This is a genomic window from Arthrobacter sp. SRS-W-1-2016 (assembly GCF_002009585.1).
In the GTDB taxonomy this organism is placed as follows: Bacteria; Actinomycetota; Actinomycetes; order Actinomycetales; family Micrococcaceae; genus Arthrobacter; species Arthrobacter bambusae_A.
Genome location: NZ_MTPV01000067.1, coordinates 1 through 15,140 on the forward strand (window position 1 = coordinate 1; position 15,140 = coordinate 15,140).

General features: G+C 63.6%; 17 protein-coding genes. 8 read left to right on the plus strand and 9 right to left on the minus strand.

Features of this window, described 5'->3' with window-relative positions; genetic code table 11:
* Nucleotides 1-139: 139 nt before the first annotated feature.
* From BMF89_RS17245 to BMF89_RS17260, 4 genes are all read right to left on the minus strand, one after another.
* Complete coding sequence (locus BMF89_RS17245) at nucleotides 140-994, minus strand: amino acid ABC transporter permease (RefSeq protein ID WP_078108304.1); 855 nt, start codon at nucleotides 992-994, stop codon at nucleotides 140-142.
* Nucleotides 991-1,638: an amino acid ABC transporter permease gene (locus BMF89_RS17250; RefSeq protein ID WP_078108305.1), complete on the minus strand. Its 648-nt coding sequence runs from the start codon at nucleotides 1,636-1,638 to the stop codon at nucleotides 991-993. The genes BMF89_RS17245 and BMF89_RS17250 overlap by 4 nt, the downstream gene beginning before the upstream one ends.
* A 62-nt stretch (nucleotides 1,639-1,700) precedes the next feature.
* Nucleotides 1,701-2,600: a glutamate ABC transporter substrate-binding protein gene (locus BMF89_RS17255; protein WP_078108306.1), complete on the minus strand. Its 900-nt coding sequence runs from the start codon at nucleotides 2,598-2,600 to the stop codon at nucleotides 1,701-1,703.
* 50 nt (nucleotides 2,601-2,650) lie between these two features.
* On the minus strand, nucleotides 2,651-3,406 hold the full coding sequence (locus BMF89_RS17260) for an amino acid ABC transporter ATP-binding protein (protein ID WP_078108307.1): 756 nt from the start codon (nucleotides 3,404-3,406) through the stop codon (nucleotides 2,651-2,653).
* Nucleotides 3,407-3,640: 234 nt separating this feature from the next.
* On the opposite strand from BMF89_RS17260, the gene BMF89_RS17265 reads away from it, so the two are divergent.
* The 4 genes from BMF89_RS17265 to BMF89_RS17280 all read left to right on the plus strand — a co-directional run bounded on the left by BMF89_RS17265 (nucleotide 3,641) and on the right by BMF89_RS17280 (nucleotide 6,487).
* Nucleotides 3,641-4,441, plus strand: a complete 801-nt coding sequence (locus BMF89_RS17265) for a TIGR00730 family Rossman fold protein (protein ID WP_253190892.1) — start codon at nucleotides 3,641-3,643, stop codon at nucleotides 4,439-4,441.
* A gap of 37 nt (nucleotides 4,442-4,478) precedes the next feature.
* Nucleotides 4,479-4,814, plus strand: a complete 336-nt coding sequence (locus BMF89_RS17270) for a DivIVA domain-containing protein (RefSeq protein WP_078108309.1) — start codon at nucleotides 4,479-4,481, stop codon at nucleotides 4,812-4,814.
* A gap of 35 nt (nucleotides 4,815-4,849) precedes the next feature.
* Nucleotides 4,850-6,088, plus strand: a complete 1,239-nt coding sequence (locus BMF89_RS17275) for a hypothetical protein (protein ID WP_078108528.1) — start codon at nucleotides 4,850-4,852, stop codon at nucleotides 6,086-6,088.
* A gap of 231 nt (nucleotides 6,089-6,319) precedes the next feature.
* On the plus strand, nucleotides 6,320-6,487 hold the full coding sequence (locus BMF89_RS17280) for a DUF3117 domain-containing protein (protein ID WP_009357720.1): 168 nt from the start codon (nucleotides 6,320-6,322) through the stop codon (nucleotides 6,485-6,487).
* 75 nt (nucleotides 6,488-6,562) lie between these two features.
* On the opposite strand, the gene BMF89_RS17285 is transcribed toward BMF89_RS17280, so the two are convergent.
* Nucleotides 6,563-7,195 (minus strand): O-methyltransferase, encoded by a 633-nt coding sequence (locus BMF89_RS17285; protein WP_078108310.1) that lies wholly within the window; start codon nucleotides 7,193-7,195, stop codon nucleotides 6,563-6,565.
* 258 nt (nucleotides 7,196-7,453) lie between these two features.
* On the opposite strand from BMF89_RS17285, the gene sigE reads away from it, so the two are divergent.
* Genes sigE through BMF89_RS17300 form a run of 3 tightly spaced genes read left to right on the plus strand, consistent with a single transcriptional unit; the run spans nucleotide 7,454 to nucleotide 9,422 of the window.
* Nucleotides 7,454-8,098, plus strand: a complete 645-nt coding sequence (sigE, locus tag BMF89_RS17290; RefSeq protein ID WP_078108311.1) for an RNA polymerase sigma factor SigE — start codon at nucleotides 7,454-7,456, stop codon at nucleotides 8,096-8,098.
* Nucleotides 8,099-8,134: 36 nt separating this feature from the next.
* A complete protein-coding gene (locus BMF89_RS17295) occupies nucleotides 8,135-9,016 on the plus strand; it encodes a hypothetical protein (RefSeq protein WP_139359723.1) in 882 nt (293 codons plus the stop codon).
* Nucleotides 9,017-9,047: 31 nt separating this feature from the next.
* Nucleotides 9,048-9,422, plus strand: coding sequence for a twin-arginine translocase TatA/TatE family subunit (locus tag BMF89_RS17300; protein ID WP_078108313.1), 375 nt, complete (start codon nucleotides 9,048-9,050; stop codon nucleotides 9,420-9,422).
* A gap of 3 nt (nucleotides 9,423-9,425) precedes the next feature.
* Here BMF89_RS17300 and BMF89_RS17305 read toward each other — a convergent pair whose 3' ends face one another.
* Genes BMF89_RS17305 through BMF89_RS17315 form a run of 3 tightly spaced genes read right to left on the minus strand, consistent with a single transcriptional unit; the run spans nucleotide 9,426 to nucleotide 12,542 of the window.
* Complete coding sequence (locus BMF89_RS17305) at nucleotides 9,426-10,553, minus strand: Mrp/NBP35 family ATP-binding protein (RefSeq protein ID WP_078108314.1); 1,128 nt, start codon at nucleotides 10,551-10,553, stop codon at nucleotides 9,426-9,428.
* An 11-nt stretch (nucleotides 10,554-10,564) separates the two neighbouring features.
* The gene (locus BMF89_RS17310) at nucleotides 10,565-11,209 is read right to left on the minus strand and encodes a DUF1003 domain-containing protein (RefSeq protein ID WP_078108529.1); all 645 of its coding nucleotides are present in this window, start codon (nucleotides 11,207-11,209) and stop codon (nucleotides 10,565-10,567) included.
* Between the two features lie 49 nt (nucleotides 11,210-11,258).
* Nucleotides 11,259-12,542, minus strand: coding sequence for a CBS domain-containing protein (locus BMF89_RS17315; protein WP_078108315.1), 1,284 nt, complete (start codon nucleotides 12,540-12,542; stop codon nucleotides 11,259-11,261).
* Between the two features lie 76 nt (nucleotides 12,543-12,618).
* Between BMF89_RS17315 and BMF89_RS17320 the strand changes: the two genes are divergently transcribed.
* A complete protein-coding gene (locus BMF89_RS17320; protein WP_171983539.1) occupies nucleotides 12,619-13,440 on the plus strand; it encodes a general stress protein in 822 nt (273 codons plus the stop codon).
* An 86-nt stretch (nucleotides 13,441-13,526) separates the two neighbouring features.
* On the opposite strand, the gene BMF89_RS17325 is transcribed toward BMF89_RS17320, so the two are convergent.
* Complete coding sequence (locus BMF89_RS17325; protein ID WP_078108316.1) at nucleotides 13,527-15,110, minus strand: aminopeptidase P family protein; 1,584 nt, start codon at nucleotides 15,108-15,110, stop codon at nucleotides 13,527-13,529.
* Nucleotides 15,111-15,140 lie beyond the last annotated feature (30 nt).

The window sequence follows — 15,140 nt, forward strand, 5'->3', positions numbered from 1 at the left end:
CGCCCCCGGCGGGGGGCGGGGGGGGGGGTCTCCCCGGCGCCCGCCCCATAATTTGGGCGGGCCCCGGGGGGGGGGCCGGGGGGGGGGGGCCCCCCCCCCCCCCCCCGGGGCCACACCCACGTTTGCGGCGTTCTTGCGCCTAGCCTTCGACGGCCACGATTTCAGATTTGGCGACCTTCACCACTTTGGGGTTGCGGCGCATCCGGCCTTCAAGCCACTTGGCGATGCCAGCCAGGATCAGGCACATCCCGACGTACAGGACACCGGCGATGATCGCGGAGGGGATGATGGGCGAACCGTACTGGGCCTGGCTTCCGAAGTACTTGGCTTGGAAGAGGATCTCGTTGTAGGTCACGATGAAGCCCAACGCGGTGTCCTTGAGGATGACCACGAGCTGGGAGATGATCACCGGGAGCATTGACCGGACCGCCTGCGGAAGCAGGATGTTGGTCATGACCGCGCTCTTCGGCAAACCGATGGCATATCCAGCCTCGCTCTGGCCGCGGGGGAGCGATTCGATACCGGCCCGGAAGACTTCGGCGAGCACCGATCCGTTGTAGAGCACCAGGCCGGCAACGACTGCCGTGAAAGGCGTGATCCCCTGGACGCCGAGGGGAGGAAGTCCGTAGTAGAAGATCATCATGAGGATCAGCAAGGGAATGGCACGGAAGAGTTCCGTGAATCCGTAGCAAGGCAGGCTGATCCACTTACGGTCGGAGAGCCTACCGAAGGCCAGCAAGACACCCAGTACCAGGCTGAGCACGGCCGCCGTCGCGAATGCCGAAAGCGTGGCACCCACCGATTGGATGATGGTTTGCTGGACCAGCGGGAAGGTGAACAAGTGCCACTTCTTCGCATCGAACTGCCCGCTTTGGGCGAAGCGAAGAACAATGAACCCGACGATGGCGATAATGACCAGGGCGGTCGCGACGCCGAGAATCCGGTAGCGGGCGCGGGCCTTAGGCCCCGGAGCGTCAAAAAGGACCGAGCTCATCGGGCCACCTTCCATTTCTTTTCAAGCTTCCGCTGGACAAAGGAAAGAATGAAGACGATCAGAACGAAGATCAGCGCGACCCAGAGCAGCCCGGCCATGGCAGGCTCACCGCGTTCCGAAAGATTCGAGCGGATGGATCCCGCTTCGGCGACGGAGAAGCCCGCAGCGACGGTGGTGTTCTTGAGCAAGGCAATGAACACGCTGAACATGGGCGGAATGACGGCGCGGAACGCCTGGGGAAGGATCACCAGCGTCAGGGTTTGGGTGAACGGGAGGCCGATGGCCCGCGCGGCCTCGGCCTGACCGACAGGAACGGTATTGATGCCGGAGCGCACGGCTTCCGCCACATAGGTAGCCGTGTACAGGCTGAGACCGACAGTTGCAGCCGTCATGAAATCAATTTCCACGAGGCCGAGCTTCGGGTAGCCCAACGCAAAGAAGAACAGAACCAACGTCAGCGGAGTGTTGCGCACGACGTTGATATACAAAGTTGCTGCGGCGCGCATCGCAGGGATCGGGGAAACCCGCAGGGTTGCCACGATGGTGCCCAGGATCAGGGCGAAGATGCCGGCAAAGAAGAAAAGTATGAGGGTGTTCCGGAATCCTGTGATGAACAGGTCCGAATTATTCAGCAGCGTATTCACGGAATGGTCGCTTTCAGCCGATATTCGAGGGGACGGCCAGTGGCCGCCCCCTCAACATGGGTTTAGTAGTTGTCCACTGCGGGCTGGGTGACCTTGGTGCCGGATTGTCCCAACGTGGAGTCGTAGATCTTCTGCCACACGGAGCCGCCGTCGGTGAACATTTTGTTGACGAACTTGCGGAAGGCGGTGTCGCCCTTCTTCAAGCCCACACCGTACTTCTCAGTGGTGAACGGCTGTCCGACGACCTTGAGGTTGTCGGTGTCCTGGGAGGCGTAGCCGATCAGGATTGCCTGGTCGGTGGTCACGGCATCGACCTGGCCGCTCTTCAGGGCTTCGACACACTGCGAGTACGTGTCGAACTCGGTGGTCTTGGTGCCGGGGAAGTTCGCCTTGATGTTCTGGATGGGGGTTGAACCCGTGGCCGAACAGACGTTCTTCCCGCTCAGGTCCTTTTCGCTGTTGATGGTCGTGTTGTCCTTCTTGACCAGCAGGCCCTGACCCGTCACGAAGTAGGGTCCGGCGAAGTCGACCAACTGCTTGCGCTTGTCCGTGATGGAGTATGTCCCCACGTAGTAGTCAATGTCGCCGTTGGTAATGGCGGATTCGCGGTTGGCCGAAGGAATGGGCTTGTACTCGATCTTGTCCTTGGAGAAACCGAGGGATGCGGCGATCCACTGGGCAACCTGGATGTCAAAACCGCTGTACTCGCCGGTAGCAGCATCCTTGAAGCCCAAGCCGGGCTGGTCCTGCTTGACGCCGATCGTGATCTTTCCGTTCGACTTGATCTTGTCGAACGTGGGGCTGCCCGTAATGGACACGTTTTGAGCCACCGTAAACGGTGCGGACTCGCTGCTCGGGGCGGAAGTGGAACCCCCGCCGCCACCACATGCGCTCAGCGAAAGGGCGAGCGCCGCGCTTGCAGCGACCAGGAGGGTTTTCCTCCGGTTGATAAAAGCCTTCATGATGTTCCTTTCATTGTGCGGCCACCCCCGCGGCCTGGGTGCGGTGAGTATCAGTGAGTCAGGAGTTTGGAGAGGAAATCCTTGGCGCGGTTGCTCTGGGGGTTGGTGAAGAATTCCTCCGGCTTGGCGTCTTCCACAATCTGGCCGTCGGCCATGAAGACAACCCGGTCGGCAGCTTTGCGCGCAAAGCCCATTTCGTGGGTGACCACAATCATGGTCATGCCTTCCTTGGCCAGCTGGACCATGACATCCAGGACCTCGTTGATCATTTCCGGGTCAAGTGCCGAGGTCGGCTCGTCGAAAAGCATGACCTTCGGCTTCATGGCGAGCGCCCGGGCAATCGCGACACGCTGTTGTTGGCCGCCGGACAGCTGGGCAGGCATCTTGGGTGCCTGTTGCCCGACGCCGACCCGCTCCAACAACGCCATCGCGTCTTTGTCCGCGGTTGCCTTGTCCAGTTTCTTGACCTTGATCGGCCCCAGCGTGACGTTTTCGAGAATCGTCTTGTGGGCGAACAGGTTGAAGGATTGGAAGACCATCCCGACGTCGGCCCGGAGGAGGGCAAGTTCCTTGCCTTCCTCCGGCAGCTTCTTGCCGTCGATTGAAATCTCGCCGGTGTCGATGGTCTCCAAGCGATTGATGGCCCGGCACAGCGTGGATTTGCCCGAACCCGACGGCCCGATGACAACCACGACCTCACCCTTTTTCACTTGGAGGTTGATGTCCTTCAGGACATGGAGTTGACCAAAGTGCTTGTTGACGCCATTCAGAGAGACGAGGGCATCGCTGGCGGCTTGAATAGTCATGGGACGAATCTAGCGAACAAATGATTCAAGTTGAGCCAGGTCACAGTTACTTCCGCGGATCGTGATTCAACAGATACCTGCTTTGCAGCTATCTGACAGCAAATGGTGGGTAGCGAACTCAACACCGCAATCAACAGGGCCCGCCGGAACGGCAGCAGCCGGCATCCGCGCTAGCCTAGGTCAATGAGTACGAGCCAGCCCCAAGTTCCTAGTCCAGACGCCAATGGCAAGGCGATGAGCAACGGATCGGCACCGTCAGCCCCCGCCGTTGCCCCGGAGCCGCCAGCAAAGCACAAAGGACCTTTGGAGCTTCGGCGGAAACAGGCCACCATGCCGATGTCGGACCAGCGACTCCTGGACACCAGGGGAGCGGACCACTTCATTCACACCGACCCATGGCGGGTCCTGCGGATCCAGAGCGAATTCGTCGAAGGATTCGGTGCTCTCGCTGAGCTCGGCCCCGCTGTCAGTGTCTTTGGGTCGGCCCGCACCAAGCCGGGCACCAGCTATTACGATATGGGCGTGCAGGTCGGCCGCCATCTCGCCGAAGCCGGCGTCGCCGTCATCACCGGGGGTGGCCCGGGATCGATGGAAGCGGCCAACAGGGGAGCGGTCGAAGGCAACGGCGTCTCAGTTGGACTAGGAATCGAACTGCCCTTCGAACAAGGCCTCAACCGGTGGGTGGACCTTGGTATCAACTTCAGGTACTTCTTCGCCCGGAAGACCATGTTCGTCAAGTACGCGCAAGGGTTCATCGTCCTGCCGGGCGGACTGGGAACCCTCGACGAATTGTTCGAGGCCATGGTCCTGGTGCAGACCCGCAAGGTGACATCATTCCCGATCGTCCTTCTGGGGGTCGATTTCTGGAGCCCGATGATCGAATGGATCAAGGGAACCCTGGTGGCCGAAGGCATGGTTTCCGCAAAGGACCTGGACCTCATCCAGCTTGTGGACGATCCCGCGGACGCGGTTCACCGCGTGCTGCACGGAATCCCGCGCCCGCCCTCGACCAACGGCGACCAGCGCCCGGAGTAGCGTTGCCGGCACTGAGCTCTCAGCTGAGTCTGGCACGATGGTTGTTGTGAGCTTTTTTCTGGTCTTCCTCGCGATTGTCGTTATCGGTGCCGTCTTGTTCCTCGGCGCCGGAATGGCGAGATCCAGCCGCGACTCCGGCGCCGGCTTGGATGAACCTGTCCCGAACCTGCCGCCGGTCCTGTTGCCGGCCGGAGCCAAGGCGTCCGACGTCGACCGCGTCCGTTTCGCCCTGGGCCTGCGGGGCTACCGCATGGACCAGGTGGATGAGGTGCTCGATGAGCTGAGGGATCAGCTGACGTCCCAGGAGAGGGAAATCGAACGACTGAAACTGGCCCTTGAAGCAGCCGGGGACCAGGAAGAACCACAGGAGTGACCCGGCCAGTCGAAGTGGGGACTCCTAACGGATCCCTGGCCCGAAGGCTGCGCCTCGCCGGAGCCCGGGCCGTCGCCTGGCCGTGGTGGGTCCAGGTCGCCCTCGTGTACGTCGCCTCGAGGCTTGTCAGCGCTTGCATCTTCATGGCTGCGGCATTGCAGCAAGGTGTCAACCCGTGGTTCCCGCCGGCGCCCGACTACTGGAATTTCATCACGATCTGGGATGGGCGCTGGTACGCCGAAGCCGCGAACAACGGGTATCCGTCTGAATTGCCGCTCAATGCGAACGGCGGCGTCGCGGAAAATTCCTGGGCGTTCTATCCCCTTTTTCCCTACCTTGCCAGGGCCCTCGGTGCCTTCACCGGACTGGCGGCGCTGCCTGCCCTGACAGTCATTGCCGTGGTGGCCGGGCTGGGCGCGGCCCTGGTGGCCTACAAACTGTTCCGGGAATACGCCGGGCGCACCACGGCGCTCTGGGCTGTGACCTTCTTCTCGATGTTCCCGGTCTCGGCCATCCTGCAGGTCCCCTATGCCGAGTCCCTCAACACCCTCTTGCTGGCGGGTTCACTTCTGCTTATGGTGCGCCGCAAATACCTGGCTGCGATCCCGGTGGTCTTGCTCATGTGCCTGTCGCGGCCCACCGGCGTGCCCTTCGCGGCCATGGCGGGCCTGCTCCTGCTCCACCATTTGTGGAAGAGGTTTGGACGCCGCCCAGGCGCGGGGTCCGTTCAAGGAACCATGCCCGCGGCCGCCATTCCCACGTCCAGGGAACTTGGATCGCTGGCGGCACTTGTAGTCGTCAGCGTGGCAGGGGCCCTCGCGTGGCCGGCCATTGCCTGGGCGGTCACGGGGGATCCCCTGGCCTACACCAAGACTGAAACGGTTTGGCGCGGGGACGACCTCGTTCCGTTCAAGCCATGGTTCGAGACCGGTCAACTGCTCTTCGGACCAGTACTCGGTATCCTGGCGCCGTTTGTCTTCGTGGGGCTCTTTGCCTTGCTGATGATGAGCAAACCCGTCCGGGCGCTCGGCGCCGAGCTGAGGCTGTGGTGCACGTGCTACATGGGCTACCTCCTGGTCTTCCTGCACCCCCAGACGAGCACGTTCCGGATGCTCTTGCCTTTGTTCCCCTTGGCGCTCAGCGCGGCCTGGTTGTCCCGTTCGAAGGCCTACCGCGGCACCGTGGTGGTCCTGTTCTTCCTCCTCCAGATCGTGTGGATCGTCTGGCTGTGGGCGTGGGCCCCGCTGCCGGGCGGCGGCGACTACCCGCCGTGATGCCGCGCCGGTCTTTCCCCTGTTCAAGCGCGATCACGGCCCGCCGGGAAAAGTCCATCAATTAGCTACGGGCGGGTAATTACGAGATAATGGACACAAGCAAGGACAAAAGCACTCTCGGGTGCTCGGCGACGACGACTGAACTGCCATGAATGTCGGCGCCGTATATTCCACGCGGAGCCAGCCCGGCCGGGTTGGCGGGATTTGGGACAACTGGAGGGGATTTTCCTAATGGCGGCTATGAAACCACGTACTGGCGACGGCCCTATGGAAGTAACCAAAGAGGGCCGCAGCCTGATCATGCGTGTGCCGCTCGAAGGCGGAGGACGGCTGGTGGTCGAGCTCAACGCAGCAGAGGCGGCGAACCTCAAGGAATGCCTCGTAGGCGTTACCGAATAGATTCACTGGGCAGGGCCCGGCATAAGAGCCGGCGCCCTGCTTTCATGTTTAATCCTGAAAGCGAACGGCGGCCTGCTACTTCTTGACTGCGACCAGCAAGCCGTCACCTGTCGGAAGCATCGCCGAGGAGAGCCGTTCGTCGTCGCGGATGGCCTTGCCGATCTGGCGAAGCACCACGGTGGTGCTGTCCCGGGCAGCCGGGTTGGAAACCTTGTCCTTGTCCAGCGCGTCGTTGATGACCAGGGTCCCGCCCGACTTCAAGAGCCGGATTGCTTGCTCGACGTAACCGGGAAAATTGGGTTTGTCCGCATCGATGAACACGAGGTCGTACGCGGAGTCGGTCAGGCGCGGCAAGACGTCGGCGGCACGGCCGGAGATGGTCCGGGTCCGGTTCGCGGGACTGCCGGATTCCAGGAACGCCTCGCGGGCGGCCTTGAGGTGCTCGACGTCGACGTCGATAGTGGTCAGGACAGCCTGCGGGCTGAGGCCGCGCAACAGGCACACGCCTGAGACGCCTGCCCCGGATCCGACCTCTACAACGGTCTGCGCCTTCGAGGCCGCGGCGAGGACGGTCAGGACTGCGCCAACTCCGGGGCTGACCGGGGTAACGCCCAAATCGTAGGAGCGTTCACGGGCGCGAAGCAACACATCGTCCTCGGCAGGCAGATCTTCTGCATAGGACCAGCTGGTTGACTTGTCGGCACTCATGGGGGTTCGCTTTCCAGGCAGAGGGGTATTGCTTCCAGACTACTGGCTACGCGCCGCCCAGCCCGGACGCCCGCGGCCCGCAATTCTGTGTCTTCGGGGCGCCTTCTGGTCAATGTTCGCTCTGCGGGAAAAGCATGCCGGTGATCAGCAAAATCCCAGCCAACACTGGGATGATATATATCCAGCCATCCAAGCGAGGGCTGGCAACGAACTCCTGAGTGACCGGCAGGATGACAAACAGTTTGAGGGGAGCGGACGATGCGGGCATCAAGTGCTGCGCCAGTCCAGACAACGGCAGCAGTCCTGGGTTCCACCGACACGGCCCCGCCGGCCGAGGAGTGGGTCAGGCCCAGCTGGGAGGAAGTGGTGGAGAACCACTCCGCCAAGGTCTTCCGCCTTGCCTATCGGCTCACTGGAAACAAGTTCGACGCCGAGGACCTCACCCAGGAAGTCTTCGTCAGGGTGTTCCGTTCGCTCGAAAACTTCAAGCCAGGCACCCTTGACGGCTGGCTGCACCGCATCACTACCAACCTCTTCCTTGACCAGGCCCGTCGGAAGAGCCGCATTCGCTTCGATGCCCTGGCCGAAGACGCCGAATCCCGGCTGCCCGGGCGTGAACCCGGTCCCGAGCAGAGCTTCGAGCTGAACAATCTCGACCTGGATGTCCAGCGCGCCCTGGAAGAACTCCCGCCGGACTTCCGCGCCGCCGTCGTGCTTTGCGATCTTGAAGGCCTGTCCTACGACGAGGTTGCCGAAGCGCTCGACGTGAAGCTGGGGACCGTCAGGTCCCGCATCCACCGCGGACGGACGATGCTCCGTGAAAAGCTCGCACATCGGGATCCACGGCCGGTCCAGGCCCGCAAGCCGCGGCTCAAGATGCCGCGCATCGCCGGCCTCCTTTAGTCGCCGATGGGTCTGCTGAAAGGACGACGCGGCAGCTTGGCCCGGGGAACTGTCCGGCACAGCCGCGCCCCCGGCCATCTGCAGGAATGCTCTGAATGCCATGCCGCGGTCCTGCGGGAACGCCAGTACCTCGAACGGCTCCGCCGTGCGGCCGTTCCCGAAGCGAGCGAGGATTTCACCAACCGGCTGATCGAACACACACAGCGGTTGGCGCAATCCGATGTTCCTGAGCGTCCTGCTGCGCAGCGGAGCGTGTGGCACGGTATCCGGCTTGCCAGCGCCGCGGCGGGCGGACTCGCCGTGAGCGCCGGAATCCTGGCGGTTGCAGCCTACGCGCTTGGCGGTGAAGTTGCGCCGCAGGCGTCCAACCGCGGAGAACAGGAAGTCCGGACCCTTGTCAGTTCAACCGTGCCCGGAAGCGCGGGAGAGGAGCTCCCCGTGACGGGTTCGCAGCTGAGTCTGCCCGTCAGCGTGGCAGGAACGGTGAGCCTCGACGAGCAGCAATTGTCCGAACTGCGGAAAGACGGCTGGGCATGTCCCGAAATGGCCGGCATGGGATACCACATGGTGTCCGCCCGGGCCCTGATGCAGGACGGACACCCCGCCGTTGAGCTGCGCCTCAGCGACGGTGACCACCACGCCACCCTGGTGGAGCAGCACTTGGAGGGAAGCGGCGCTTCGGGGACCCAACTGTCGATCGCCCAGGGCGCCCCGTGGCAGGCCGTCTACTCCTCGCCGGTAGCGGTGCTGCGTTACTCGTCCGACATGCCTGCCGACCAGGCTGCGGGAGCCGTTCCGGAGCTTGTGAAGGCTGGAGACTCCCTCATGGTTGCCCGGCCGGCCGAAAACAGCGCAGAGACCTCGAACGAACGGTTGCAGCGGGGTCTCCATGCCCTGGCGGGCCTCGCAGGTTTCTGAGCGGACCAGCGGACAAGGTAACCTTCGATACGTGTTTGGAATCAATGGCTCGGAGTTCGTCGTCCTGCTGATCATCGGCGTCATCGTGATCGGCCCCAGCCGTTTGCCTGAATACACGCGGAAGTTGACGAATCTGGTCAAGGAACTGCGGCGCATGGCGTCCGGGGCCCGTGAGCAGATCAAGGAAGAAGTCGGCATCGACATAGATGACGTCGACTGGAAGAAGTATGACCCGCGCCAGTACGATCCGCGCAGGATCATCAAGGAAGCACTGCTCGACGACGACACGAAGCCTGTCAGCGACGGTGCGCCTGTCGCTGTGGACACCGTGGCGAAAGCACCCGAGCGGGTTGTCGAACGGCTTTCCGCCGGCGAAAAGGCGCCTTTCGACGCCGAGGCCACCTAGAAGCTATTTCGGCTGGATCCCGAGGGACATTCCGGCCAGGCCGCGCGGCTTGGCGTTGAGCTTGCCCGCGATGCCCTGAAGCGCCTGCGCGGCAGCCGTCTCCGGGGCCGCCAACACCACCGGGCGGCCCGCGTCCCCGCCTTCGCGCAGACGGATGTCCAAGGGTATCTGTCCCAACAGCGGGACGTCGCTTCCGACGGCGGCACTCAGCCGCCCAGCCAGCATCCGCCCGCCGCCGCTTCCGAACAATTCCATCCTGCCGCCGTCGGGCAGCTCCAGGAAGGACATGTTCTCCACGACTCCGGCAAGCTTCTGGCCCGTCTGCGTTGCGATGGTTCCGGCTCTTTCGGCAACATCCGCCGCTGCCGCCTGCGGGGTGGTCACCACGAGGATTTCGGCGTTGGGAAGCAACTGCGCCACGGAGATGGCGATGTCGCCCGTGCCCGGCGGAAGATCCAGGAACAAGGCATCCAGATCGCCGAAGTACACGTCCGTGAGGAATTGCTCCAAGGCACGGTGCAGCATCGGCCCGCGCCAGGCGACTGCCTTGTTCCCGGAAACAAACATGCCGATAGAGATCACCTTCACGCCGAAGGCCACGGGCGGGAGGATCATGTCATCCACGCGCGTGGGCTGCTGCGTGATTCCCATGAGGGCCGGGACGGAGAAGCCGTGGACATCGGCGTCGACGATTCCCACGCGCAGCCCGTGCGCCGCAAGGGCGCAGGCAAGGTTGACCGTCACCGAGGACTTCCCCACACCGCCCTTGCCGCTCGCGACGGCGAACACCTTCGTCAGGGAGCCAGGTTCGTTGAAGGGGATTCCGCGTTGACCGCCAGCGCCGCGCAGACGTTCCTTGAGTGCGTCTCGTTGCGGCTGCGTCATGACCTTGAGTTCGACGTCGACGCCAGTCACTCCCGCGACCCGGCCAAGGGCAGCGGTGGCGTCGGCCGTGATGGTCTCGCGCAGGGGGCAGCCGGCGATGGTCAGCAGCACCACAACCCGGACGGTTCCGTCCGGACTGGCCTCTACCGACTCCAGCATCCCCAATTCAGTAATGGGACGGCGGAGTTCGGGATCGATGACGGTTGCCAAGGCAGCGTTGAGGTCCTCGACAGAAGGTGTGCTCATGGAGTGGATGTTCAGCTTTCGGGCTGGTCGGGAGGACCTGAGTGCCTGGCCGGCGAGGTGCCGACGGACGAGAGGTCGGGTTCGGTCTGGTCAGCGCTGGAATGCGCCGGGTGGATCTTGGGGATCTGCTGCGTCCTGGGATTGCGCTGCTTGTCGCGCTTTTCCTTGATCTTGTCCTTGGCCTTCTCGCTCCGGTTCGAGCCGGCGGGATCGTCCGTACGCATCTCGTCCTGCGCTTCGAGCAGATCCGACAGCAGCGAGCGGAGTTCGGCACGCACATAGTCCCTGGTAGCGACCTCGCGCAGGGCGATGCGAAGGGCGGCGACCTCACGGGTCAGGTACTCGGTATCAGCCAGGTTGCGCTCGTCCCGGGCGCGGTCCTGCTCGATTGTCACGCGGTCCCTGTCGTCCTGGCGGTTCTGGGCCAACAGGATCAAGGGCGCCGCGTACGAGGCCTGCGTGGAGAAGAAAAGATTGAGGAGGATGAACGGATAGGGATCCCATTGGAATCCAAACAAGCCAATAACGTTGAACGCGATCCAGATGACCACGAAGATCGTCATGTAGAACAGGAAGTTCGCCGTACCCATGTAGCGGGCGAAGCGCTCGGCAAACCGGCCGAAGGCATCAGGATCGCTGCCGAAGTTCGGCAGCATGCGGGAGCGCAGCTCGAGCGGGGTGTCCAGTCCTCCGGTGGCGGGCTTCTCAGCCAATTCGGCCTCCTAGTTTCCTGATCGGGGCTCCGTCTTCATGGGTTCGCCAGTCGTCCGGGAGCAAATGGTCCAAGAGGTCATCAACAGTCACCGCCCCCACCAGGCGACCGGCGCTGTTCACGACCGGGAGGGAGTTGAGGTTGTAGGAGGCCATGGTGTGGCTGACCTCGCTGACGCTGGCATGGTCGGAAACGGGCTCAAGGTTCTTGTCCACGATGCTGCCCAGCTGCTCGGGCGGGGCGCTGCGGAGCAATTGCTGGATATGCACGACGCCGAGGAACCGTCCCGTGGGTGTCTCCAGCGGCGGCCGGCAGATAAAGATGGCCGAAGCCAGGGCGGGGGAGAGCTCTTCGCTGCGCACATGGGCCAGCGCTTCAGCGACCGTGGCTTCCGGGGGCAGGATCACGGGCACCGGGGTCATGAGGCCGCCGGCAGTGTCTTCGTCATACTGCAGGAGCCTGCGGACGTCGTCGGCCTCGTCGGGCTCCATCAGGAGCAGCAGTTCCTCGGCCTTCGCGGAAGGCAAGTCCGCCAACAGGTCCGCGGCGTCGTCCGGGTCCATTTCTTCCAGCACGTCGGCTGCGCGTTCGTTGTCCAAGGCGGACAAGAGCGTGACCTGGTCTTCTTCGGGCAATTCCTGGAGCACGTCGGCGAGGCGTTCGTCCTGCAACTCGCTGGCCACTTCGATCCGTCGCTTGTCCGACATTTCCTGGAGTGCATCGGCGAAGTCGGCCGGCTTGAGGTCCTCGTGGGTGGCAACGAACTGGCTGGCACCCTGGGGATCGTTCTCGGAGCCCTGCAGGGTCTCCGACCAGTCCACCAGGAGGGTGTGGCCGCGGCGCAGCCCCCGAAGCCTGGAGGTAGACGTGCCGCGTCGAACGAAAAGCTTGGAGACCAGCCAGTCGCCGTTGCGCTGCTGGTCCATGGCGATGTCTTCGATGATGGCGTCGCCGCTGCCGTCCTTGAGCGTCACCTTGCGGTCAAAGAGCTCGCCGACCACCAACTGCTCGGCACCGCGTTGCTGGAAGCGCCGGAGATTGACCAAGCCTGTGCAGATGATCTGGGCCTGGTCCATCGACGTCAGCCTGGTCATGGGAACGAAGACGCGCTTCTTACCCGGAACCTCGACGACGATACCCACTGCGTGCGGGGCCCCGCGCAAGCCGCGTGAAAGCACCACGACATCGCGCAGCCGGCCCAGGCGATCACCCAGGGGGTCGAAAACGTCGAGGCCGAGCAAGCGCGCAACAAAGATGCGTGAAGGATTTGTGCTCACCCTTACAGGCTACCGAGTCTGCTCTCTTTTAGCTGAATTTCAGCCGGTTCACATGTGTATGGGACAGAATGGGGGTATGGCGAACATTTTCGGTGCCCCCAAGGCCACGGAGGAATCCCGCAGCGTCCCCAAGGGCGACACCGTGGGCTCTTACACTTCCTATCTCGATGCCCAGAAGGCGGTGGATTATCTTGCCGACCAGCAGTTCCCCGTCCAGCATGTCTCCATTGTCGGAAACGACCTCAAAATGGTGGAGCGGGTCACGGGACGGCTCAGTTACCCGCGCGTCGCTTTGTCCGGCGCCCTGAGCGGTATGTGGTTCGGCCTGTTCGTGGGCGTCATGCTTTCGTTCTTCACTCCTGCCGGGGGACCTTTCTCGATTGTGACGTCGGTGCTGATGGGCGCGGCGTTCTTCATGCTCTTCGGGATCGTCACCTACGCCGCGCAGCGTGGAAAGCGGGACTTCACCTCCACCAGCCAGGTAGTGGCGACGAACTATGACGTCATTGTCGCGCTTGAGGCATCTAACGAAGCCCGACGTCTCCTTCACCAATTGCCGATGAATCCTTCCGAGGCGGCTGTCGGCCGGCCTCCTCAGGCGTACACGCCGCAGGACTACCGGAACCCTCCTGTCCATCCAAGCGCACCCCAGGGCCCTGGGCCGGAACGCCCGGCGTCCTGGCAGGACCCCTATGGCCAGCGTGGGCCCGAAGCCGGACAGGGAACGGCGGGCGAGCCAGCCCAGCCCGTCGCAGACGCCCCGGTCGCGGCCGCGCGGCCAACAGCCGGCGTTCGCTACCCGGATCTTCCCGACGGCCGGCCTCAGTACGGTGTACGGGTGAACGAACCCGGAAACGGCGAGCACGCTGCCAACGGCGAGGATGCGGCCAAGCAGTAAAAAGTTCCTAGCGCCAAGGGGCAGCAAAAGAGGAGGGCTACCGGATCGATATCCGGTAGCCCTCCTCTCGCGTTTTGCCTCAGTGGTTACGCTTCGGCGTCCTGGTAGATGCCCGCCATCCAGGACTCGACGTCGTCGGCCTTGCGGGGGAGGGCGGCGCTGAGGTTGACGGGACCGTCTGCCGTCATCAGGATGTCGTCCTCGATCCGGACGCCGATTCCACGGTATTCCTCCGGAATGGCGAGGTCTTCGTTCTTGAAGTAGAGCCCGGGCTCGATGGTGAACACCATGCCCTCGGTGAGCACGCCGTCCAGGTAGAGATCGCGCTTGGCCTGGGCACAGTCGTGGACGTCCAGGCCGAGGTGGTGGCTGGTACCGTGCGGCATCCAGCGGCGGTGCTGCTGGCCTTCGTTGCTGATGGCTTCCTCGACGGAGACGGGCAGCAGGCCCCACTCGGCAAGGCGTTCTGCGAGGACCGTGGTGGCGGCCGTGTGGATGTCGCGGAACTTCACGCCCGGCTGGGCTGCGGCGAATCCGGCGTCGGCTGCGTCAAGAACGGCTTCATAGACCTTGCGCTGGACGTCCGAGAACTTCCCATTGGCCGGAATGGTGCGGGTGACGTCGGCTGTGTAGAGCGAGTCTGCCTCCACGCCGGCATCCAGCAGCACGAGTTCCCCGGCGTTGACCTTGCCCGTGTTCCGGGTCCAGTGCAGCACCGTGGCGTTGTTTCCGGCGGCCGCGATGGTGTCGTAGCCGAGCTCGTTCCCTTCCTCACGGGCACGCGCGAAGAAGGCGCCTTCGATGACGCGTTCGCCGCGGTGGTGGGTCATGGCGCGGGGGAGGGCGCGGACGACGTCGGCGAAGCCTTCCACCGTCGCAGCGACGGCGGCCTTCATCTGCTCGATTTCCCACTCGTCCTTGAGCAAGCGCAACTCGGAGAGAGCCTCGCTGAGCAGTTCGTCCAGCGCATCGAGCTCGCCGAGGTCCAGGTTCTCCGGATCCTTGGCCGTGTTGTAGCGGGCCGTGTCCACGAGGGCATCGATGTTCTCGTCGACTTTGCGGACCAGGCGGATGGCGATGCCGCCGATTTCGGGGGCACCCACGTTCTTGGTGATGGCCATCTCGAGTTCGTCGAGATGCGCGGTCCTGAGTCCCAGGCGCGCTTCGAATTCGGCGAGCGTCGGACGGGCGCCGATCCAGAACTCACCGGAACGCGAGTCGGCGTAGAACTGTTCCGTGTCGCGGCCGGCCAGGGGACGGAAGTAAAGCGTCGCGAGGTGGTTGCCGCCGTCGTCGCCGGTTCCTTCCTCGACAGGTTCCAGGACCAGCACGGCGTCGGGCTCGTGGTCCAGGCCCAGGCCCGTGAGGTGGGCGAAACCGGAGTGGGGGCGGAAACGGTAGTCGGTATCGTTGGAGCGGACCTTGAGCGGGCCGGCCGGTACGACGAGGCGCAGGCCCGCGAACTTGCCGGAGATCGCCCGACGACGCGTGGCGGCGTGGTCTGCGACGGCGTCACGCGCAGGGGTCACCTGCGGCGCGGGCGCCCAATTGCCGGCCATGAACGCCTTGAAGGCATCGGATGTGGGCCGCTGGGAGCGGTTGTTGACGCGCTCCTCCAGGGGCTGGGAGGCTGTGGTTTCACCGTTTTGGGTGTTATCTGCATCGTTCACCGTCCAATCGTCCCATCAAGGCCGATACTA